This window comes from Rhizobium leguminosarum bv. viciae USDA 2370, from assembly GCF_002008365.1.
Taxonomy (GTDB): Bacteria; Pseudomonadota; Alphaproteobacteria; order Rhizobiales; family Rhizobiaceae; genus Rhizobium; species Rhizobium leguminosarum.
Genome location: NZ_MRDL01000054.1, coordinates 245,377 through 265,538 on the forward strand (window position 1 = coordinate 245,377; position 20,162 = coordinate 265,538).

Consider the following 20,162-nt stretch of genomic DNA (forward strand, 5'->3'; position numbering starts at 1 on the left):
GGCTCAGAACCAGAAAACCCCGTCCTCCAGCGCCGTGAACAGGCTGTCGACGCCATAGGAGAGCTTGCGGTCGACGATGTGCAGATATTCGGTCCAACCCGAAATATGCTGCAGCTCGACGGCACCGTCGGAAATGCCGCGAAGACCGATCAGCGGCAGCTTGTAGCCCTGGCAGGCCCGCAGCACCGCATAGGTCTCCATGTCGACCATGTCGGCGTCGATGCCTGTGTAGGCGGCGCCCGAAATGATATTGCCGCCGGTGGAAAGACTTGCTTCGGCAATGCCGGGAATGCGCAGCGGTAATTCGAGCGTTGCGGGCAGGTCGAGAAAGGGTGTCTTGCCCTTTTCGAAGCCGAGCGGCGAGGCGTCCATGTCGCGGTAGGAAACCGAGGTCACCTGATAGACTTCGGTCTGCTCCAGTTTCGCGGAGCCGGCCGAACCGAGGGACACGACGAGATCGGGCAGTTCGTCAACTGCATCCAGCCGCGCCAATGTCTTGCTCAGCGCGATGGCTGCCTCGACCGGGCCGACGCCAGTCATCAAAGGTTCGATGCGTGAACGCAGGAAGGGACCGTATTCGGCCTCCGCTGCCATGACGAAAAGGATGGATTTCCCCGCGACCGATTTCAGTTCGAACTTCATCCCGTAATGCCCTCTCTACCGCGGATCACCATCATCGTTCCGGTCATGGAGGCGATGAGTTTGGCCGGCCCGTCGCTGATCGCGTAGCCTCGTCCGTCGGCGACGATGATGGTGGAGCCGGGTTTGGTGATTTCCCCGCGAAACAGGAAACGATCGCCACGCCCCGGCGACATGAGATTGACCTTGAACTCGATCGTCAGGATCGAGGCTTCCGGGTCAATGACGCTGTAGGCGGCAAAGCCGCAGGCCGAATCGAGCGCTGCTGAGATGATGCCCGCATGCAGGATGCCGTGCTGCTGTGTCAGCTTGACGTCGAAGGGAAGCTCGATCTCGACGACGCCGTGCTCGACGCGCGTCAGCTCCGCGCCGATCGTTTCCATCGCCGCCTGGCGCGCAAAATTGCGGCGGATTCGCGCGCGGAAATCGCCCCTGTCAGTCTCGCTCATGTCTGCCCCTCTTGCAGCCGCGAAAGTGGCATGGCGCGCCGCATTCGACAAGCTGGACATTGCTGAAATCGGTCCGGGCGGCGATGGAAACCCGGGACCGTGTCGCCGGGGCAACCTTTCACCTTTGCGTCGCCGCGCAAGCCGGTACAGCTGGCCAGTACCGCTGGATTGTGGCGATCCGATGCGAAGACGATTGCAGCTTCGCGCGGTGCGCGTATTCTCCGCACCGGGTCGCGAATGATGGAGCGCCGGCATGACGACGATATCGCAATCGGTCCGGAATTTCGAGACCTGGCTGGCCGGCGAACTCGGCGACGATCTCGTCAAGGACGATCTCCGGGAGAAGCACGAGAAGATGCGAAGCGACGATTTCGTCTTCCTGCGCGCCACCTATTGGCGCTGGAGCGAGATCATCCTCGATATCTGCCCGGAACTTGGCTCCGTGCCCGAGGTGTTGGCGATCGGCGATACGCATCTGGAGAATTTCGGCACCTGGCGCGACATCGAGGGCCGGCTCGTCTGGGGCGTCAATGATTTCGACGACGCGGCGGTGATGCCCTACGCGCTGGATCTCGTTCGCCTTGCGGCAAGCGCCATCCTGGCGCGCGGCGACGACGGTCCCTCGGTTCGCATAATCGGCGAATTGATCTTGAGCGGCTATCGCAGGGGCCTTGAAAATCCGTTGCCCGTCATCCTCGAGCGCGACCACAAATGGCTGCGCAAGGCGCTGATGCTGCCGAATTCGGAACGCCGGGAATTCTGGGAGAAATACGAAATGTTGCTTCCCGGCAGCAAGCCGGCGCCATCAGCCTATATCAAGGCGCTCGCCGCCGCGCTGCCGTCCGGGGCAGGGCCTTTCGTGCCGAAGCCGCGCAGCGGCGGCACCGGCAGCCTCGGCCGGCCGCGTTTCGTCGCCTATGCCGAATGGCAGGGTGGGCCGGTGCTGCGCGAGGCAAAGGCGCTGCTGTCGTCCGTCTGGTCGCTTCGACACAGGCCGCAGGACGTGGCGATCCATGCGGACGAGATCGCCAATGGACGGGCGCGCTCAGCCGATCCTCACTACCGAGTCTCCGGCCGCATCCTCGTGCGCCGGCTCTCGCCGAACAGCTGCAAGATTGAAATCGACCGGCATCCCGAGATCTTGCTTTCGCCGACGATGCTGGAACTGATGGGCTTCGAGATCGCCAATTGCCATTCCGACGATGCGGCGACGGTTGCAGCGATCCTGAAGGACTTGGCGGTGCGGGGAAACGAATGGCTGCACGAGGCGGCAAGGGCGGCGGCATCGAGCGTCAGCGCCGAGCAGAAAGCCTATTCCCGCGCCACCTAGAGCAATTCCAGGAAAAGCGCGAAGCGGTTTTCCCAGGCAAAGTGCGAAGCGGTTTCGTCCGGAATTGCGTAAAAACAAAAGGATAGAGCGGTTCTGCGCTTCCGTTAAAAGCTGCACCGCTCTAAATCCGCACGATGTGCTGATCCCAGGCGACGTCGCTGCGGGTCGACAGGAAATCGCCATCATAGGAGGAAACGGCAAAGCCGCCTCTTGCCGGCGCGATGCCCGCCGCATCGGGAACGACGGTCTCCGCCAGCACCTTGCCCGACTTTGCGTCAAGGGTCACCGAGGCGCCGCCCTTCGGCGAGGTAATGCCGACGAGACCTTCGCTGCGATTGACGGCGATCGCCCCGACGTAATTGGCAAGCCTGCGCGTCGTCTCCTCCGGCAGGTCGATGAAGGAGAGATCTTCGCCCTTGGCGAAATGGCCGACGAGCGGCGGCAAATCCTTGCGGTGGCCTTCATACTGGCAGGCGAACCAGATGCGGCCCTCGCCGTCGAGATCGACGTGGCGGGTGGAGAGTTCTGCCCATTCCGCCGGCAGCACATGTTTTTCGACCAGCGCCCCGGTTGCCACATCGATCAGCGCCAGCGATGGCTGCATCTCGCCGAGATTGAGCTTGGTGCGGCCGAAATCCGGATGCGTCTCGATGCCGCCATTGGCGACGATCAGAAGGCGTCCATCCTCGGAAACGGTCATGTCGTGCGGACCGATGCCGTAGGTCTCGAATTCGCCGATGCGGGCGAAGCGGTCGGTGGCGTCGTAGAGGCCGATCATGCCGCGATTACCGTCGAAGTCGTTCTCGCTGGCGTAGAGCAAACGACCATCAGGAGAGAAGGCGCCGTGGCCGTAAAAATGCCGGTCCTCCCTGGAGTTGATGACAACAGGCTCGCTTTTGTTCCAGGGATCGAAGATCATCGCATAGGTGCCGGGCCGGCGCGCGAAGGCGACAGTCTTGCCGGTGCTGGCGCTGAAGGCCATGCCGTGAGCGCGGGCGGGAAGGGCCACTTGATCGACGATCTCGCCACGCTCGGTCACGGTCGCAATGGCAAAGGAGCCGTCGGCTGCACGAATGCCCGATGCATAGACCGCATCGGCCCGCTCCAGCGCCATCAGCGACCTCGGCGCCAAGGCCGCAAGGAAGCCAAGGCCGGCCGCCTTGACGAAGTTGCGTCGGTCGATCGCGGCACTTGGCATCATCGTCTCAGTCTCCGTCCGAAAAGGAAAAGCCGGCTGAAAGGCCGATGGCCGCGCCATATTCGTCGCTGATCCGGGTGATCAGGTCGCGGCTATCGGCAAGCAGCGTATCGAGCTTGGCCTTCTCCGCATCGCTTGTGGCGACATCGATGTCGGGATTGAGCTTCGGCACGCTGTCGAGCAGCGATTTGAAGTCCTCATCGATCGAGGCGGCAATCGGCTGCTTGTCCGGCGGCAGAAGCTCGGCCATGCCGGCCTTCTGCCAGAGCGTGCGAAGGCCCTCCAGATTGGCGGCCATCGATTTCCAGGTATTTTTGGAGCGCCAGTAGATCGCCATGCGCGGCCGTGGCGCGGTGTCCTTGCCCTTATAGAACTGCTCCAGCCGCTGGTCGCGGACATTCTCGGCACCATGGACGAGAATGCCGAGCAGCGCCGTCACGGCTTCCTTGTTGTCCATGAAATCGTTGCTCTGCGGGCCTGGATGTTTCCAGCTCGCCTGCACGCCATCGGGCTTTTCCCAGGCGGCGACCACTTCGCCGGCCTCACGCTGGATATTGCCGGCGACCGCCTGGCCGTAAAGGCAGCGGAAACTGCCTTTCTGCCCGACGAGATCGTCGGAGCCATTGCCGTAAAGCACGTATTCCAGCGCCGTCAGGCCTTGCAACGCAACACTCTTGCCGGCGATCGCATCAACGGTCGCATCCTTCGGATCGGCCTTGGCGATCAGCGCCTGCACCTGCTTGAGGCCGACGCCCTTGCGGTCGGGATAAAACAGGATGTGCTCGAAGAGATTGTCTTGGATAACAGGTCCGGTCTGGACGATCTCGATGATCGACCAATAGCGGATCGTATCGTCGAAGGTGGACTTTGCTTTGTCGAGCGTCTGCTGCGTGCCGTCTGCGCAAAGATCCTTCATCGCCGTCGTCAGCCGGGCGGCCGATTGCTGCATGTTGCGATAGCCGGGACGGATCACCTCGTCGACGGCGCGCTGCATGACGGCGGGAACGGCATCCTCGTTCAGCCCTGCCGGGGGAGTGGCCGTCTGGGCGGCCGCTGATGTCGCGAGGCCGATCAGAGGAAGGCAGAGCAGGGGGTGCCAAAGGCGCATCAAAGTGACTCCAGGAATGTAATCAGGGCCGCCCTGTCGTCGGTCGACAGGGAGGAGAAAGCGTTGCGGGCCTTTTCAGCTTCGCCGCCATGCCAGAGAATCGCCTCGGTGAGGCTCCGCGCACGGCCGTCATGCAGGAAAAAGCTGTGTCCGCTGACAGTCCGGGTCAGTCCTATACCCCATAGCGGCGGCGTGCGCCATTCACGTCCGCTTGCAAGGCCAACCTGTTGCCCGTCGGCAAGACCGTCGCCCATATCGTGCAGGAGAAAGTCGGAATAGGGCCAGATCAGCTGGAAGGATTGTGCCTTGTCCGGCGTATCCCGGCGGGTGACGAATTTCGGCACATGGCAGGAAATGCAGCCGGTTTCGTAGAAGATCCGCTTGCCCCTCAGGGTCTCGGGGAAGCTTGCCTTGCGGCGGGAGGGAACGGCGAGATTTTCGGAATAGAAAGTGACGAGGTCGAGAATAGGACCCGGCGCTTCTTGCGCGCCGAGGCGTTTCTGCACCCCGGTCGGCATATCAAGGCATCTTTCTTCCGCCCTGGTGCAGTCGCCCTGCGCCTTCGGCTGATCGGGCGTCGAGATGCCGATATCATTGGCGAAGGCATCCGCACTCTGGTCGCGCACCGTGGCGTTCTGTGCCTTCCAGCCGAATCGTCCGAGCGCGATCTTGCCGCTGCGATGGTCGCGCACGATCGCCGCCTTCCCCGAAATACCGTCGCCATCGGTATCGTCCGGATCGGCATGGGCGAGGATATCGGCTTCGGGAATGGCCTCGATCAGTCCGAGGCCGATCATCGCCGAGGCGACACGCGGCGAAATCGTCGTCGCGGGATCGAGCGGTCCATAAGCGGGATTGACAACCGCATAGCTCGGCCGGCGCAGCGACGCGGTCTCGCCGTCGCCGAGCGTCACCCTCTCCTCGTGGTAGCTGATCGCCATCTTTCCTTCGGCAGCAAGGCGGGGAACGGCGAGGTCCTGCAGCTGATGGCCGTAGGCCGGATCGGGAAAGTTGACGACATCAGCACTCGCGATCGCCTTTTCTTCCGCCGGCGTCCGGGCCGCGCGGGAAAGCCGCAGCAACATCGAGGTGGCGCTCGAGCCCCCCTCCGGCGGTTTGCCGCGGCCGTCATTGACATGGCAGCTCATGCAGGAGCGGGCGTTGAAGAGCGGCCCGAGACCATCGGAGGCCCGCGTCGAGGAGGGAGCGGAAACCCAGAGCTTGCGGAAGAGCGCGTTGCCGAGCTTGAAATTCTGCTCTTCGTCGAAGGGGATGTTGGCCGAAATATGCGAGAAGCTGTCCTCGGTGACGGGGTCGATCGAGGTCGTCGCCCCTGCCTGCATCGCTTCGTATTGTTCTGCCTTGGAAAAATCCGCCGTCGGCCGGGTGACGGCGGCGACACGTTTCAGATCGGCCGCGGAAAGGTCGGTGCGTTTCGTCGGCAGATCGAAACCGGCGGCGATGCTGACGGAAAAACCGGCAAGCGTGGCGCAGAGCATTGCGCTGGCGATCAATCGGCGGGCCGGGGCATGCGACATTTCAGGGTCCGGGCCGCTCCGGCTTTCGAAGCGGCCCGCCTTTTTGCTTATTTGAAGACGGCGTTAGGATTATCCAAGCTGTCGGAACCTTCAAGCTGAACCGTGCCGAGATCGAGTGCGGCAATAACGCGCTGCACCGATTTCGTCTGGTCGATCAGCCCGTCGATGGCGGCCTGGACGACGGCATTGCCTTCCTTGTTGCCCTCGGCGATCATCTGGTCGTACTTCTCGACCGTCTCGCCGCGCTTAGCCATGGCGTTCATGGCATCGAGCGTCTTGTTGAGCTTGCCTTCCACTTCGGCATCGAGCGCCTTGTCCTTGGCGGCCACCAGATCGTGCAGCGACGGGCCGCTGAGCTCGGTGCCGTCGACGCGGGTATAGTTGCCGGTATAGGCGGCGGCGATGCCGATCGCGTCGTTGAGATGCGAGTTGTAGGTATTGTCCGAGAAGCAATCATGCTCTTCCTCGGGATCGTGCAGCAACAGGCCGAGCTTCATGCGCTCGCCGGCAAGCTCGCCGTAGGAAAGCGAACCCATGCCCGTCAGGATCGCGACGAGACCGGCCTTCGGATCGGCTTCGACGTTCTTCGTCGCAGCACCGTCCGGCGTCCAGTTGTCGGTCATTTCCTGCAGGTCGGAAACGAGCAGGGTGGAGGCGGATTTCAGATATTCGGCGCGACGATCGCAATTGCCGTGCGTGCAATTCTTGAGATCGTAATCCGTTGCCGGACGGTCGCCGGCGCCGGGCCCCGTGCCGTTCAGATCCTGACCCCAGAGCAGGAATTCGATGGCATGATAGCCGGTCGCGACATTGGCTTCGATGCCGCCGGCCTCGGCCAGCGTGCCGGAGAGGAATTCCGGCGTCAGCTTGGAGGCGTCGACATCCTTGCCGTCGATCTTGATCGTCTTGTTGGCGATGACATTTGCCACATAGAGAGAGTTTTCGTCGCTCTCGGTGCCGTAAGAGGCATCGACATAGTCGATCAGGCCTTCATCGAGAGGCCATGCGTTGACCTTACCTTCCCAGTCGTCAACAATCGGATTGCCGAAGCGATAGACTTCCGTCTGCTGGTAGGGAACACGTGCCTTGATCCAGGCGTCCCTGGCGGCCTTGAGCGTTGCGTCGGTCGGCGCCTTCAGGAAGGCGTCGATGGCGGCGTCGAGCGCCTTGGCTGTCGTCAGCGAGTCTTCGTATTTCGCATGCGCCACATCGGCATAGTGTTTCACTACGGCGGCAGCATCGGTCTCGGCATGCGCGGGAAGGGCGAGCAGGGCGGCGGGGGCGATCGCCAGCACGGCTGCGCGGAATTTGCGGTTGAGCTTCATGATCCTCTCCTGTGACGGGATTTTCCGTCTAATCGGGCTCCGTCTCTTCGCGCAAAAGCAAACTGGTGTCAAACACTCTAGTTTGGAATGATTTTAAGAATGGACAGGCGCGGCCAACCGGTCATTTTTGAACGGCATCTGCTTGAAAAATCGGCAGCAAGCGCGCCATTTCGCCGCGGCATCGCTATCCGTTGCAGGCCTCCGCTAAGCCGCGTCAGCCCTTCCGCTGCATACGGCAGAAGAAGAAGCCGTCCGTGTCGGTGGAGGCGGGCGTCAGCGTCACCGTCAGGCCGTCGGAAGAATGCGGACGCGGGGCGTCCTTTCCGAAGAGCTGATCCCAGGCAGGCAGGGCGCTGACGATCTGAAAATCAGGATTGGCGGCCGTGAAGCGGCGCGCCTGTTCCTCGTTCTCCTGGGGCAGGACCGAGCAGGTGACGTAGATCAGTTCGCCGCCTGATTTGACGAAGCTGCTCGCCTGCGCCAGCGCGTCCTGCTGTTGGGCGGTGCGCTCGTCGAGGTTCTTTGCCGTCAGCCGCCATTTCGTATCGGGGCGGCGGCGCCATGTGCCGGTGCCGGTGCAGGGCGCGTCGACCAGCACCTTGTCGCAGCGTTCGGCAAGGGCGGAGAGCGCCCTGGCGTCGTCATGCACCTGGACATTGCGCGTGCCTGCGCGCTTCAGCCGCTCGATGATCGGCGCCAGCCGTTTGCGGTCGGCGTCATAGGCGTGAACCTGTCCCTTGTTCTGCATGGCGGCCGCCATGGCGAGCGTCTTGCCGCCCCCGCCGGCGCAATAGTCGAGAACCTGTTCGCCATCATGGGCGAGCACCAGGTCGGCGACGATCTGCGATCCCTCGTCCTGAACTTCGAACCAGCCCTTTTGGAACGAAAGCTCGGCTGTCACGTTGGGAAGTCGCGAGGCGCCTTCGCCGGCGGCAATCCGGATGCCGTGGGGGGCGATCTTCGCTGCATGCGCGTTGGCTCTTTCGAGCGCCTTGACGACCTTGTCGCGGGAGGCCTTGAGCAGGTTGGCGCGCAGATCGAGCGTCGGGCGGGCGGCGAGTGCCTGTGCCTCGGCGAGCCAGCCGGCACCGAAGGCCTGTTCGAAGGAGGGTTGGACCCATTCGGGAATATCGCCGCGGATATGCGGCGGCGCATCGTCGAGGGAGCGGCTTTGAATGGCCGAGGCGGCGTCGGCTGAAAGCGGCGTCGGCGCAAACTTGTCATCCGCCAGCTCAGTGGCAAGACTGTCCGGGGTGAAACCCCATTGGCGGAACATGACGGCATGGGCAATCGCCGCGGCACTATCGTCATCCATCAGCCAGGCATGGGAAAGCCGCATGCGCAGTGCGTCATAGACGATGTTGCCGATCGCCGCACGATCGCCGGAGCCGGCGAAGCGGTGCGCGAGGCCCCAGTCCTTCAGCGCGTCGGCGACGGGCCGCTTGCGGGCATCGATGTCCGCGAGCACAGAAATCGCCCCTTCGAGGCGGCCGCCCAGACGCATTCACATGTCTCCTGTTGCCGTGGCGTGTGAACGACCAGCGCAAACGCGATAGTCACGCAGTGGATTGTTCACAAGTCTCAACCGGGTGGTAACCGCGATTGACGGCAAGAGCAAGCGCCGCTTCCGGCGCCTCAGCTGATGACCTGGTAGCAAACCTTCGCGGTGCCGGAGCTCACCATGCCGATATTCTGCGCGGCGGCGCGCGACAGGTCGATCACACGACCACGGATGAACGGACCACGATCGTTGATACGAACGACGACAGTGCGGCCATTATTGCGGTTGGTGACCTTCACCTTGGTGCCGAAAGCAAGTGAACGATGTGCGGCAGTCAAGATGGCAGGGTTCATACGTTCCCCGGAAGCAGTTTTGGAGCGAAGTGCGTACCATGAAGCACCGCCACAGCCATTTGCAGCAAAACCTTCCGCCGGAAGCATGGAAGAACAGGCGGCAATAGTTGCGGCGACGATAATAGAACGACGTATTTTCTTCAAAACAGAGTATCCCTCAACTGTTGAACTCACGCCCTTGCAGGCGGCGGGGCTTAAATCTGCGAAAAAGTGGCGAAAAAGTGCCGGATGTGTTCACGGAATATTACAATCTGTAACATTCGTGAGTGCGGTGATGGAATCTCAGGAATCCATGCCGCCCCCAAATGTGGAAAAAACCTAATAAAATCAGCTAAAATCCGAACGAATTTTCCGAAGGGATAGTTAACGGCCTGGCGTTCACGAAAATCGCGAAAATATTTTTCCGATTTCGCCATATTTGCTGCCACATTTGGGCAAATTTAAAGGCCGTTAACCATAAGATGCGGCGAAAATTGTCCGGCCAAAGCGGCAAAGTAGGAATTTCCTACTCATTTTGGGTGAGTACATCCCGTCGCAAACAGGACTGCATTCTACCCACGCCAGCGCCCGTCCTGCCACAATTGCGCAAGCGACATCGGATAGTTCGGGAAGGAGAATTCGAAGCCGGTGGCCTTCAGTTTCGCATTCGAGATGCGTTTGTTCTCGCCGTAGAAGGAGCGTGCCATCGGCGTCAGTTCGGCGGTCTCAAACGCCTGCTCGGGCGGCGGTTCGACGCCCATCAGGCGGGCTGCCTCGACGATCACATCCTGCGGCGGGCCGGGCCGGTCGTCGGTGACATTATAGATGCCACCGAGGCCGCGCTCTGATAGGAAACGTGTCGCCGCACCGATATCCTCGACGCGAATGCGGTTGAACACCTGGTCCTTCTTGATCAGCCGTCGCGCCGTGCCCTTCGCCAGATTGCAGAAGGCGTTGCGGCCCGGCCCATAGATCCCGGAAAGGCGGAGCACCGCCGCCGGCACACCGCGCTCCCCGCCCATCGCCAGCCAGCCCTCTTCTGCCTCGAGCCGCTCCTTCGACCGCCCGGAAACGGGCAGGCACGGCGTTTCCTCACTCACCCAGGCGCCCTTGTGATCGCCATAGACGCCGACCGTGGAGAGATAACCGATCCATTCGAGCCTCGGCAGCAGGCGTGCGCCGTCCTTGTCAAGCAACCGCAGCAGCGGGTCGGCCTTTCCAGGCGCGATCGACTGCACGAGATGCGTTACACCAGTCAACGCCCGGCGCAGCTCCTCTTCCATGCTCTCACCGTCGAAAAGGAATGCTTCGATGCCATTCTGGCGGAGCACGTCCATCTTGTCTGGCGAACGCGTGGTGCCGGAAACACGCACGCCGTTGCCGGCAAAGGCCTTGGCGATCGCCGTGCCGGAATAACCGCAGCCAAAGATCATCACATGCATCAGCCCACTCCCGCCAATCGCCATTCGTTCAGGACGTCGTCATCTTTCTCATCCGCTCTTTGTGCGGCAAAGACCGAGAATTCGCCAGCCTCCATCAGCCGTGAAAGCGCCCAGACCGCCATGCCGCGCACCACGGGCGAGGGATCCTCCGAAAGCCCCCGACATTGCTCGATGAGCGCCGTCTCGCCGGAATTGCCGGCGGCGATCAGCACATTGCGGATGAAGCGGTCGCGGCCGATCCGCTTCACCGGCGAGCCGCTGAAAAAGGTACGGAAGACGGCATCGTCAAGCGTCAGCAGAAAGGCGATCGACGGCTCCTTCAGATCTTCCCGCGCCTGCAGCTTCATCTCGGAGGCGGAGCTTGCGAACTTGTTCCAGGGACAGGCGGCAAGACAGTCGTCGCAGCCATAGATGCGATTGCCGATCAGCACGCGCAAATCGGCGTCGATCGGTCCCTTGTGCTCAATGGTGAGGTAGGAGATGCAGCGCCGCGCGTCGATCTGGTAAGGCGCCGGAAAGGCAGCCGTCGGACAGATGTCGAGACAGGCGCGGCAGGAGCCGCAATGATCGGTCTCCGGCGCGTCGATGGCAAGATCGGCGGTGGTGAACATCGTGCCGAGAAACAGCCAGGAACCGTGCATGCGGCTGACGAGATTGGTATGTTTGCCCTGCCAACCGAGCCCGGCCGCCGCCGCTAAGGGCTTTTCCATGACAGGCGCCGTATCGACGAAGACTTTCACATCGGCGCCGGCCCGTGCCGCAAAGCGCGTGGCGATTTCCTTCAGCCGGCCCTTGATGACGTCGTGGTAATCGCGGTTGCGGGCGTAAACGGAAATTGCCGCTTTATCAGGCTTGTCGAGGATACCGCGGGGATCTTCCTCCGGTGCGTAATTCAAGCCGAAGACGACGACGGAGCGCACGTCGCTCCAGAGTGTGCGCGGATCGCCGCGCCGGTCGCGAGTCTCCGCCATCCAGTCCATCGTCCCGTGGCGCCCGGCATCGATGAACTGGCCGAGACGCTCCTTGGCTTGCGGGATCGCGTCCGGGCGCGTGATGCGGCAGAGATCGAAGCCCTTGGCAGCAGATTCCGCCCGAACGAACTCGGTCAAATTGTCGCGGCGGCGGCGCTCTTTGTCGTCATTGTCAGGTTCGGGCATGAAGAGCCCTCGTCAGAAATCCAGATCGGCATAGTGTGAAACCGGTGTCAGTCCGCGCACGCGCTCGGTCAGCATCGGCCGGAAGGAGGGACGTGACTTCAGCCGCTGGTACCAGTCCTTGACGACGGGCGAATCCGCCCACTCGATCTCGCCGAGATAATCGAGGATGGAGATCGAGGCCGCGGCGGCCAGGTCGGCATAACTCATCCGCTCGCCCGCCAGCCACTGACGCGAACCGGCGAGCCAGGTGAGATAGCGCATATGCTGGCGGATGTTCGCGCGCGCCGTGCGTAAAACCTTGGAATCTGGCGCTCCACCGCCCTGATCCGCTGTCATCTGCAACTTGTAGACACGCTCGCGGGCGAGCGGCTTGGTCACGTCGTTTTCCATTTTCTGCATGAACCATTCGGTCAGCCGGCGGATTTCCGCCCGCTGGAAAGGATCTTCGGCGAGCAGCCGCCGGTCGCGCTTCAAGACGCCATGCGTCTCGTCCAGATACTCGGAAATGACGCTCGCGCCGCAGAGCGCGCGCATGCTGTCGTCGACATAGACCGGCAGCGTGCCGGCCGGATTGAGCGCCAGGAAATCCCGGCGCTTCTCCCATGTCTGCTCTTCGATCAGATCCGCCTGATAGCCGTATTCCGCCAGGATCAGCCGGACGAAGCGAGATGCGGATGACATGGGATGATGATAAAGCGTGGGCATCGATACTCGGGCGTTGTGATTGCTGTTACAGGACTGTGTGGCAGCTCAATTATAGCGCCCTAGTCATGACTCATTGGTTGAAGCTATAGGAGCTTGGCCCCGCCAATACAAGCGAATCGGATTTTTCAGGCCATCTGATAATGGCGAAACACGGTCTAACGAACGAATGGAAGCGGCAGCCTGATCGGCCCAAGCGCTCAGGCCCGACCGAACTTTAAACCGGAGACAATGTATGGATTATATAAATGCTGCAATTCTCGGCGTCATAGAGGGGATCACCGAGTTCCTGCCGATCTCGAGCACCGGCCATCTGATCATTGCGGAGCAATGGCTCGGACATCGGTCGGATATGTTCAACATCGTTATTCAGGCGGGCGCTATCCTCGCCGTCACCATCATTTACTGGCGTCGGCTGCTGGATCTGGTGCTTGGCTGGCGCGATCCTGCCAACCGCGATTATGCCGCCAAGCTGATCGTCGCCTTTCTCATCACCGCCGTTCTTGGACTGGTCGTCAAGAAGCTCGGCTTTGAACTGCCGGAGACCGCGACGCCGATTGCCTGGGCGCTCATCATCGGCGGTATCTGGATGATTTTTGCCGAATGGGCCGCCGCCCGCAGGCCGCCCCATAAAGAGATCACCTGGCTTGTCGCCATCCTGGTCGGCATCGCCCAGATCGTCGCCGGGGTGTTCCCAGGAACGTCGCGCTCCGGCGCCACGATCTTCGTCGCCATGCTGGCGGGCACCGGCAACCGCGCAGCGGCGACGGAATTCGCCTTTCTCGTCGGCATACCCACAATGTATGCCGCCAGCGGCTATGAATTGCTGAAGACGTTTAAGGATGGTGGAGCGGCAGGCGAAGACTGGACGGCGCTCGGCATCGCCTTCGTCGTCTCCACGGTCGTCGCCTTCATCGCCGTTAAATGGCTGCTTGCCTATATCAGGAGCAACCGGTTTACCCTGTTTGCCATTTACCGCATCATTCTCGGTGTCTTGCTGCTCGGCATGGCCGCGACCGGTTTCATTGCCTGAGACATCCGTCCCGCGTTGCATTCGCGCAACTCCCGGCGCGAATGCAAATGCCCGCCGGACTTCTCGAATAGACACTCGATTACCGGCAGGGCGCCGATTTCAGATAGGCGATGTTGAGGGGATAAGCGCCCGCCGCCGTTTTTGATACAGGCGAGACTGAACGTTCATTGCGGAGCGCGCTGTTTCAGGCGCTCCGGTCGACTGCTGGCTTGGAGCAGCATGCCGGCGCAGGGCCGGCCTTTCGTCAATGGATGATCGAAGCCGTCGAGCAAGGATCGACGCCGTAGGCCGGCGAGCAATCGCCCTTTACCGCCGCGACCGAACCGGGCGCAACGAAAGAGCCTGCAAGGATAACCAGCGCCGCACACGCAAACAGGAGCGCGATTGACTTGCCCATCGAGAAATGCCTTTCACAGTGATTGCCGCACGCGACCGCAGGCGTTGAGTCCGTTGGAAGACGCGCGGGTTTGGTAGTCAGTGGAATGGCAAATAGCAATAAACGTTCCTGCTAAATTTGGCGTTAATTCCACAAAAATTCCGATGCGTCTTTTATGCAACGCCGCTGAGTATGCCGAGCACCAGAACACTTCAAACTTGCGCCGAGCTTTGCGGGACACGCCAACGCCAAAACGCCGCCCGCGGTATCGGCGGACGGCGGTATCGTTCCTCGGAAAAGATGGTCAGGCGGCCTTGCCGGTACCCGTGTACTGGCCGTGCGGACGATAGTGCACCAGGTAGGAGCCAAGCACCGATGCCACCATGGTGGGCGCAATGCCGAGGCCCTTCAGCGTGCGGCCTTCCGCCTCGGCTACGGGGGAGACGACATTGTCGCGCTTCAGCAGGCGCACCTGGTCCGGCGTGATCGGCGGCGTTATGAAGGGGACCAGCGAAGCGATGCTGCCGATCATCGAAGCGATGCCGAAGGGCAGGGATACCAGCGGGTTCTTGCGGCACGTTACCTTCAGCATCGTCTCGAGACATTCGCGGAAGCTGAGCACCTCTGGCCCGCCAAGCTCATAGACCTTGCCGCCGGCGACCTTGCCGTCGACGGCGCGTGCGACGGCCTCGGCGACATCCTCGACATAGACAGGCTGGAATTTCGTCTTGCCGCCGCCGACGAGCGGCAGGATCGGCGACATGCGCGCCATCTCGGCGAATTTGTTGAAGAAGCTGTCCTCCGGTCCGAAGACGATCGACGGACGGAAGATCACCGCATCGGGCTTGACCGAGAGGATGGCCGTTTCGGCGCGACCCTTGGTGCGGCCATAGTCAGAATCGGATTTCGCGTCGGCGCCGATCGCCGAAATATGGGTCAGCGTCGCGCCTGCGCCGCGCGCCGCCTCAGCAATCGCACGACCGCCGAATTCCTGCACGGCGTCGAAAGTGTTGCGGCCGACCTCGTGCAGAATGCCGACGCAGTTGACGACGTGGCTCGCACCGTCGACGGCGCGATCGATCGAGCTGCGGTAGCGCAGGTTCGCCTGGACGAAGGAGATCTGGCCGACATTGCCGAGCGGCTGCAGAAAGCCGGCGAGATCGGGACGGCGCACGGCGACGCGGATGTTATAGCCGCGCTTGGCCAGCGCCCGAACCACGTGCCTGCCCACGAAGCCGGACCCTCCGAACACGGTGACGAGCGGCGGCAGGTTGGCAAGGGTCATGGCAGGCTCCTCGAAAGGCTTTGCGGAATGCTTGATTGGCTTCGTCTTAGCCGAATCCCGGCGCGACGGGAAGACCTATCGTACCGTCAGTTTTGCGGGATGCGAGACCGCTCTAGACCCCTTCGACGACGACCATTTCCGCATCCGCGACTTCCTGGCGGATTTTCGCGGCGATCTGGTATTCCGGCGAATTATAGCAGTCGACCGCATGCTGCATCGACGGGAATTCGATCACCACGTTGCGGACGCGCGCCTTGCCCTCGAGTTCGGTGAAGGCGCCGCCGCGCGCCAGGAAATTCGCGCCATACTTTTCGAAGGCCGGCTTGGCGGCCGCCACATAATCCTTGTAGCGCTCGGCATCGCGAACATCGACGCGGGCGATCCAATATCCCTTGGCCATGGTCTTCTCCCTTTTGTCGTTGAAACTATCAGCGGTTTGCCGGCCAGAGCGCCGACACCATCTCGCTGAGGATGGCGCGGGCGGCATCTCGGGGATCCGGCGCCTTGACGACAGGCCGGCCGACGACGAGATGCGTCGCTCCCGCCTTCAGCGCGTCGAAAGGCGTCATCACCCGCTTCTGGTCGCCCTTGTCGCTACCATCAGGGCGAATGCCGGGGGTGACGATCGCCATCTCGGGTCCGACGATTTCGCGTACCTCAGCCGCTTCCGCCGCCGAGCAGACCACGCCGCCCATGCCGGCTGCGCGCGCCTGTTCGGCGCGGCGCAGCACCAGGCTGTGCGGATCCTGGCTGTAGCCCGCCTCGGCAAGGTCATCGGCATCCATCGAGGTCAGCACGGTCACGCCGAGCAGGCAGAGGCCGGAACCGGCCGCGGCCTCGACCGCCGCCTTCATCGCTTTCGGATAGGCGTGCAGCGTCAGCATCGACATGCCCATCTTGGCGATGTTCTCGACGCCGGAGGCAACGGTGTTGTCGATGTCGAGCAGCTTCATGTCGAGAAAGATCTTCTTGCCGCTGGCGGCAAGATCGCGGGCGAATTCCAGGCCGCCGGCAAAGACTAGCTGATAGCCGATCTTGTAGAAGAGAATATCGTCGCCGAGCGCGGAAACCAGTCTTTCCGCCTCGCCGATCGTTGGAACATCCAGGCCGACGATCAACCGCTCGCGTGCGTCCATCTGAAGTCACCCCTGCCAGTCTTCGATGGGCGTCCAGTCGCATGATAAGCGGCGATCCGCAAGACCGAAAGCATAGAGATTGCCGCCACCGCCCGGCTGGTCACGGTCGCGCGCGATCGAGCTCCCCGCCAGATGGCATTTGAGCAGCGTGCCGACGCCGCCATGGCCGACAAAGGCGATCGGCGCCGTCGCATCATGTGTGGCAAGAACGGCGTTAACAGACTCGACGATGCGGGCCTGCGCGTCGACGGCGCGCTCCCAGCCCTTGAAGCTTTGTTCCGGATGGGCAAAGAACCAGTCGGCGGCTTCTTCGAATTGCGGCGGCGGCAGGAAGCCGGTGGCCGAGCGGTCGTTCTCGTGCATGGCGGGGACGATCTCGACGGTCACGCCGGAAGCCTCCGCCAGAATTTCGGCCGTCTCGATCGCCTTCGTCTCGTCGCTGGAGACGATGCGCTGCAACTGCCTGGCCCAGCCGCTCTCTGCCGCTTTGCGGGCACGTGCCGCGCCGACATCGGAAAGCCCCCATTTCGGCACCGGCACGTTGGCGTCGATCCTGACCTGCGGATGAGTGATGTAGATCCCGAACATCTCAGCCGCGCTTGTAGATCCAGAGCTGCGCCGGCGGAATGTTGCGCATGACGAAGTCGAAATGCTGGATATGGTAGCGGTCGGGATTGGCGGCGATCGGCGAGATCGCCCCATAGGAAATCTGCACCATCGGCCGGCCGGCCGGCAGTCGATCGAGCAGGCTTTCGAGCAGCGAGATGCGCTTCGCCATCGGGAAATTCAGAAGCGGAATGCCCGAGACGACGGAATCGAAGGTGAGACCGCCGAAATTGCCAAGAGTGGTCTGAAGATCGAAAGCGTCGCCGTTGATGAAGTGCACGCCGGGATAGGTCCGCAGCAGATGTTTGTGGAAATCCGTCGAATATTCGATCGCAACGAGATTTTCCGGACGAACGCCGCGGCCGAGGATGGCCTTGGTGATGGCGCCCGTGCCCGGCCCGAGTTCAAGCACCGGCAGCCCGGAATGGATATCGACGACGCTTGCCATGCGCTTCGCCGTGATCGAGGAGGTCGGCACGATCGAGCCCACCGTCTTCGGCCCCTGCATCATGCCTCGGAAGAAGCGGATCTCGTCGTCGAACCTCTTCCCGAACCGTTCCTTCACCTTGACCCGTAAGCTCATTCTCCACCCATCCGCATGTTGATCGAATGCCTTAATATGCCGCTTGTCGTTTAAGGGACAAGGATTTTCGCAACAAGGACATCGACATCAACAGCTCATGCGGCTTTCGGCGCTGAATCCGGCATGAGATCGGCAAGCTTTTCGGCCAAGTGATCGGCGTCGACAGGCGCGCGCAGCTTCACGTCGGTATTGTCGAAGTAGAGATAAACGTCGCGGTCCTTGCTGCGCGCCGGCACGGGGGGCAGTACCCGTATCGCGTTCTCAGGTTCTCCGCCCGTGGCCCAGGCGCGGATGCGTTGCGCCCAGATGTCGAGTGCTTCGTCCTCGTAGCCGCTGACATAGAGCTTTTCGGAGCCATGCAGGCGGCAATAGACGAAATCGGCGGTGATATCCATCAGCAGCGGCCATTTCACCGTATCGGCGCAGACGAGAGCGACCTTGTGACGCCGGAGCATCTCGATGAAGGCGGGTGAGCGGAAGCTCTCGTGGCGGATTTCGAGCGCATGGCGGATCGGTTGGTGTCCGTCGCTTTTAAGCCAGGCCGGTCTCTTTATATGCCAGTCATGACGCTTCGCAAGCGCTATCGCCGCGTCGCGGTCATGCGGCAGCAGCGACAAAAAGCTTTCGAAAAGGGATGGATCGAAGGCCATGTTCGGCGGCAATTGCCAGAGGATCGGCCCGAGCTTGGGACCAAGCCGCAGCAGGCCGGAGGCGAGGAAATTGGCGAGCGCCGTCTCGATATTCTGCAGCCGCAGCATATGGGTGATGAAGCGCGGTCCCTTGACCGCGAAGATGAAATCATCCGGCGTCTCGTCGCGCCAGCGGCCGAAACTTTCGGGCCGCTGCAATCCGTAGAAGGTGCCGTTGATCTCGATCGACCGGAAGTGGCGGGCGGCGTAGGAAAGCTCCTGCTTCTGCGGCAGGTCCTCCGGGTAGAATTGGCCGCGCCAGGGCCCATAGGTCCAGCCGGATATGCCGATGCGCACCGTTCCCGTCTTATTGGTCATGGGATCCTCCGTTTTGACAGGAGGAAAAACGGCAAGCGGTCGCCTTCGTTCCCGTCAGACGCGCATCGGCATCAGCACGTAGAGCGCATCGTCGCCCGCCGTGTCGCGGATCAGCGTCGGCGAGCCGGCATCGGCAAGCAGGAAGATCGCTTCCTCGCCGGAAAGCTGGGCGGTGATGTCGAGCAGGTATTTGGCGTTGAAGCCGATTTCCATCGCATCCGTGTCGTAGCCGACGGCGACTTCCTCAGTCGCACTGCCGGAATCGGGATTGTTGACGGTCAGCATCAGCTGCCCCTCGGAAAGCGCCAGCTTCACGGCGCGTCCGCGCTCGGAGGAGATGGTCGAGACGCGGTCGACCGCCTGTGCGAAGGTCGTGCAGTCGACGCGCATTTCCTTGTCGTTGCCTGTGGGGATGACGCGCTGATAATCCGGGAAGGTGCCGTCGATCAGTTTCGAGGTCATGACGATCGAGCCGATCGTCAACCGGATCTTGGCGTCGGAGACCTCGACGGTCACCGTCGTTTCGGGATTGTCGACCAGCTTCTGCAGTTCGCCGACCGTCTTGCGCGGAATGATGATGCCGGGCATGCCCTCGGAGCCGGAGGGCGCATCGACATCGGCACGCGCCAGCCGGTGACCGTCGGTCGCAACCGCCCTGAGTTTCAGCTCGCCATTGCTCTCGATCGTGTGGAAGAAGATGCCGTTGAGATAATAACGCGTCTCTTCCGTCGAAATCGCGAACTGCGTGCGGTCGATCAGCATCTTCAGATCGGTCGCCTTCAGCTTGAAGGAATGTGTGAATGTGCCGGCTGTGAGATCAGGGAAGTCCGACTCCGGCAGGCACTGCAGCGAGAATTTCGAGCGGCCGGACTGCACGGTCATCGCGCCGCCATCGGTGCTGGTGGCAAGCAGCACTTCCGAGCCGTCGGGAAGCTTGCGCACGATATCGTAGAGAAGATGGGCGGGAACGGTAGTGGCGCCGGGCTGCTCGACGCTAGCAGGTGTCGCCTCGGTGATTTCGAGGTCGAGGTCGGTCGCCTTCATGTCGAGCTTCTGGCCGTCGGCCTTGAGCAGTACGTTGGACAGGATCGGGATCGTGTTGCGACGTTCGACCACGCGGTGGACGTGGTTCAGCGATTTCAACAGGTTTGACCGCTCAATAGTAATACGCATGGGATGCTACCGCTTTCGACCGTGACTGTCCGGGCGCGTCGAGCACCCGAAGAATGCTGTCCCGGCTTGAGGCCGGGGGAGTGGACGGGCAAAATGGCAGACTTCAGCATTGCTTTGCAAGAGGCATGGACGCCGGCACCCCTGCATTTGCGGTTTTCCAGAGCAATGCTCACAGAAATCCGAACCCTTGCCGAAGCGGTGCCGCTCGCCCATAAAGGCTTCGATGCCGGCGACGAGCCGGC

At 62.0% G+C, this 20,162-nt stretch carries 21 protein-coding genes; 2 read left to right on the forward strand and 19 right to left on the reverse strand.

The features are described from left to right. Positions 1-3 precede the first annotated feature (3 nt). Together BS629_RS32990 and BS629_RS32995 are read right to left on the reverse strand one after the other, a co-directional pair. Positions 4-642 (reverse strand): 5'-methylthioadenosine/S-adenosylhomocysteine nucleosidase, encoded by a 639-nt coding sequence (locus tag BS629_RS32990; RefSeq protein WP_018244421.1) that lies wholly within the window; start codon positions 640-642, stop codon positions 4-6. Further along, positions 639-1,088 (reverse strand): PaaI family thioesterase, encoded by a 450-nt coding sequence (locus BS629_RS32995; RefSeq protein ID WP_003544704.1) that lies wholly within the window; start codon positions 1,086-1,088, stop codon positions 639-641. The genes BS629_RS32990 and BS629_RS32995 overlap by 4 nt, the downstream gene beginning before the upstream one ends. Before the next feature lie 253 nt (positions 1,089-1,341). Here BS629_RS32995 and BS629_RS33000 point away from each other — a divergent pair, with 253 nt between their 5' ends. Then, the gene (locus BS629_RS33000; RefSeq protein WP_018516395.1) at positions 1,342-2,418 is read left to right on the forward strand and encodes a DUF2252 family protein; all 1,077 of its coding nucleotides are present in this window, start codon (positions 1,342-1,344) and stop codon (positions 2,416-2,418) included. A 121-nt stretch (positions 2,419-2,539) separates the two neighbouring features. Here BS629_RS33000 and BS629_RS33005 read toward each other — a convergent pair whose 3' ends face one another. The 9 genes from BS629_RS33005 to BS629_RS33045 all read right to left on the reverse strand — a co-directional run bounded on the left by BS629_RS33005 (position 2,540) and on the right by BS629_RS33045 (position 12,724). Next, positions 2,540-3,619, reverse strand: coding sequence for a DUF1513 domain-containing protein (locus BS629_RS33005; RefSeq protein ID WP_018244423.1), 1,080 nt, complete (start codon positions 3,617-3,619; stop codon positions 2,540-2,542). A gap of 4 nt (positions 3,620-3,623) precedes the next feature. After that, on the reverse strand, positions 3,624-4,724 hold the full coding sequence (locus BS629_RS33010) for an imelysin family protein (RefSeq protein WP_018447893.1): 1,101 nt from the start codon (positions 4,722-4,724) through the stop codon (positions 3,624-3,626). After that, positions 4,724-6,262 (reverse strand): di-heme oxidoreductase family protein, encoded by a 1,539-nt coding sequence (locus tag BS629_RS33015; protein WP_018244425.1) that lies wholly within the window; start codon positions 6,260-6,262, stop codon positions 4,724-4,726. Before BS629_RS33015 ends, BS629_RS33010 begins: the two co-directional genes overlap by 1 nt. A 47-nt stretch (positions 6,263-6,309) precedes the next feature. Continuing rightward, positions 6,310-7,587, reverse strand: coding sequence for an imelysin family protein (locus BS629_RS33020; RefSeq protein WP_018244426.1), 1,278 nt, complete (start codon positions 7,585-7,587; stop codon positions 6,310-6,312). Between the two features lie 214 nt (positions 7,588-7,801). Beyond that, entirely contained in the window at positions 7,802-9,091 is a 1,290-nt protein-coding gene (locus BS629_RS33025; protein WP_018244427.1) for an RsmB/NOP family class I SAM-dependent RNA methyltransferase, read from the reverse strand. Between the two features lie 131 nt (positions 9,092-9,222). Continuing rightward, complete coding sequence (locus tag BS629_RS33030) at positions 9,223-9,585, reverse strand: septal ring lytic transglycosylase RlpA family protein (protein ID WP_018244428.1); 363 nt, start codon at positions 9,583-9,585, stop codon at positions 9,223-9,225. A 407-nt stretch (positions 9,586-9,992) separates the two neighbouring features. Beyond that, positions 9,993-10,862: an SDR family oxidoreductase gene (locus BS629_RS33035; protein WP_077988769.1), complete on the reverse strand. Its 870-nt coding sequence runs from the start codon at positions 10,860-10,862 to the stop codon at positions 9,993-9,995. Beyond that, positions 10,862-12,019 carry a tRNA epoxyqueuosine(34) reductase QueG gene (gene queG / locus BS629_RS33040; RefSeq protein WP_018244430.1) on the reverse strand — a complete coding sequence of 386 codons (1,158 nt, stop codon included), beginning with the start codon at positions 12,017-12,019 and terminating at the stop codon, positions 10,862-10,864. Before queG ends, BS629_RS33035 begins: the two co-directional genes overlap by 1 nt. 12 nt (positions 12,020-12,031) lie before the next feature. Beyond that, positions 12,032-12,724 (reverse strand): glutathione S-transferase family protein, encoded by a 693-nt coding sequence (locus BS629_RS33045; RefSeq protein WP_003544722.1) that lies wholly within the window; start codon positions 12,722-12,724, stop codon positions 12,032-12,034. Between the two features lie 232 nt (positions 12,725-12,956). Here BS629_RS33045 and BS629_RS33050 point away from each other — a divergent pair, with 232 nt between their 5' ends. Beyond that, on the forward strand, positions 12,957-13,754 hold the full coding sequence (locus tag BS629_RS33050) for an undecaprenyl-diphosphate phosphatase (protein ID WP_018244431.1): 798 nt from the start codon (positions 12,957-12,959) through the stop codon (positions 13,752-13,754). Positions 13,755-13,998: 244 nt separating this feature from the next. Here BS629_RS33050 and BS629_RS39420 read toward each other — a convergent pair whose 3' ends face one another. The 8 genes from BS629_RS39420 to dnaN all read right to left on the reverse strand — a co-directional run bounded on the left by BS629_RS39420 (position 13,999) and on the right by dnaN (position 19,920). Next, the gene (locus BS629_RS39420) at positions 13,999-14,151 is read right to left on the reverse strand and encodes a hypothetical protein (protein WP_003544729.1); all 153 of its coding nucleotides are present in this window, start codon (positions 14,149-14,151) and stop codon (positions 13,999-14,001) included. Between the two features lie 283 nt (positions 14,152-14,434). Further along, the gene (locus BS629_RS33055) at positions 14,435-15,415 is read right to left on the reverse strand and encodes a complex I NDUFA9 subunit family protein (RefSeq protein ID WP_018244432.1); all 981 of its coding nucleotides are present in this window, start codon (positions 15,413-15,415) and stop codon (positions 14,435-14,437) included. Between the two features lie 112 nt (positions 15,416-15,527). Beyond that, positions 15,528-15,815 (reverse strand): DUF1330 domain-containing protein, encoded by a 288-nt coding sequence (locus BS629_RS33060; protein WP_003544731.1) that lies wholly within the window; start codon positions 15,813-15,815, stop codon positions 15,528-15,530. Between the two features lie 28 nt (positions 15,816-15,843). Then, positions 15,844-16,551 carry an orotidine-5'-phosphate decarboxylase gene (pyrF, locus tag BS629_RS33065; protein ID WP_018244433.1) on the reverse strand — a complete coding sequence of 236 codons (708 nt, stop codon included), beginning with the start codon at positions 16,549-16,551 and terminating at the stop codon, positions 15,844-15,846. 6 nt (positions 16,552-16,557) lie between these two features. Continuing rightward, entirely contained in the window at positions 16,558-17,139 is a 582-nt protein-coding gene (locus BS629_RS33070; RefSeq protein WP_018244434.1) for a histidine phosphatase family protein, read from the reverse strand. Position 17,140: 1 nt separating this feature from the next. Next, positions 17,141-17,740 carry a phospholipid N-methyltransferase PmtA gene (gene pmtA, locus BS629_RS33075; protein ID WP_018244435.1) on the reverse strand — a complete coding sequence of 200 codons (600 nt, stop codon included), beginning with the start codon at positions 17,738-17,740 and terminating at the stop codon, positions 17,141-17,143. 95 nt (positions 17,741-17,835) lie between these two features. After that, positions 17,836-18,747 (reverse strand): DUF72 domain-containing protein, encoded by a 912-nt coding sequence (locus tag BS629_RS33080; protein ID WP_018244436.1) that lies wholly within the window; start codon positions 18,745-18,747, stop codon positions 17,836-17,838. Between the two features lie 54 nt (positions 18,748-18,801). Further along, positions 18,802-19,920 (reverse strand): DNA polymerase III subunit beta, encoded by a 1,119-nt coding sequence (gene dnaN, locus BS629_RS33085; RefSeq protein ID WP_018244437.1) that lies wholly within the window; start codon positions 19,918-19,920, stop codon positions 18,802-18,804. Positions 19,921-20,162 lie beyond the last annotated feature (242 nt).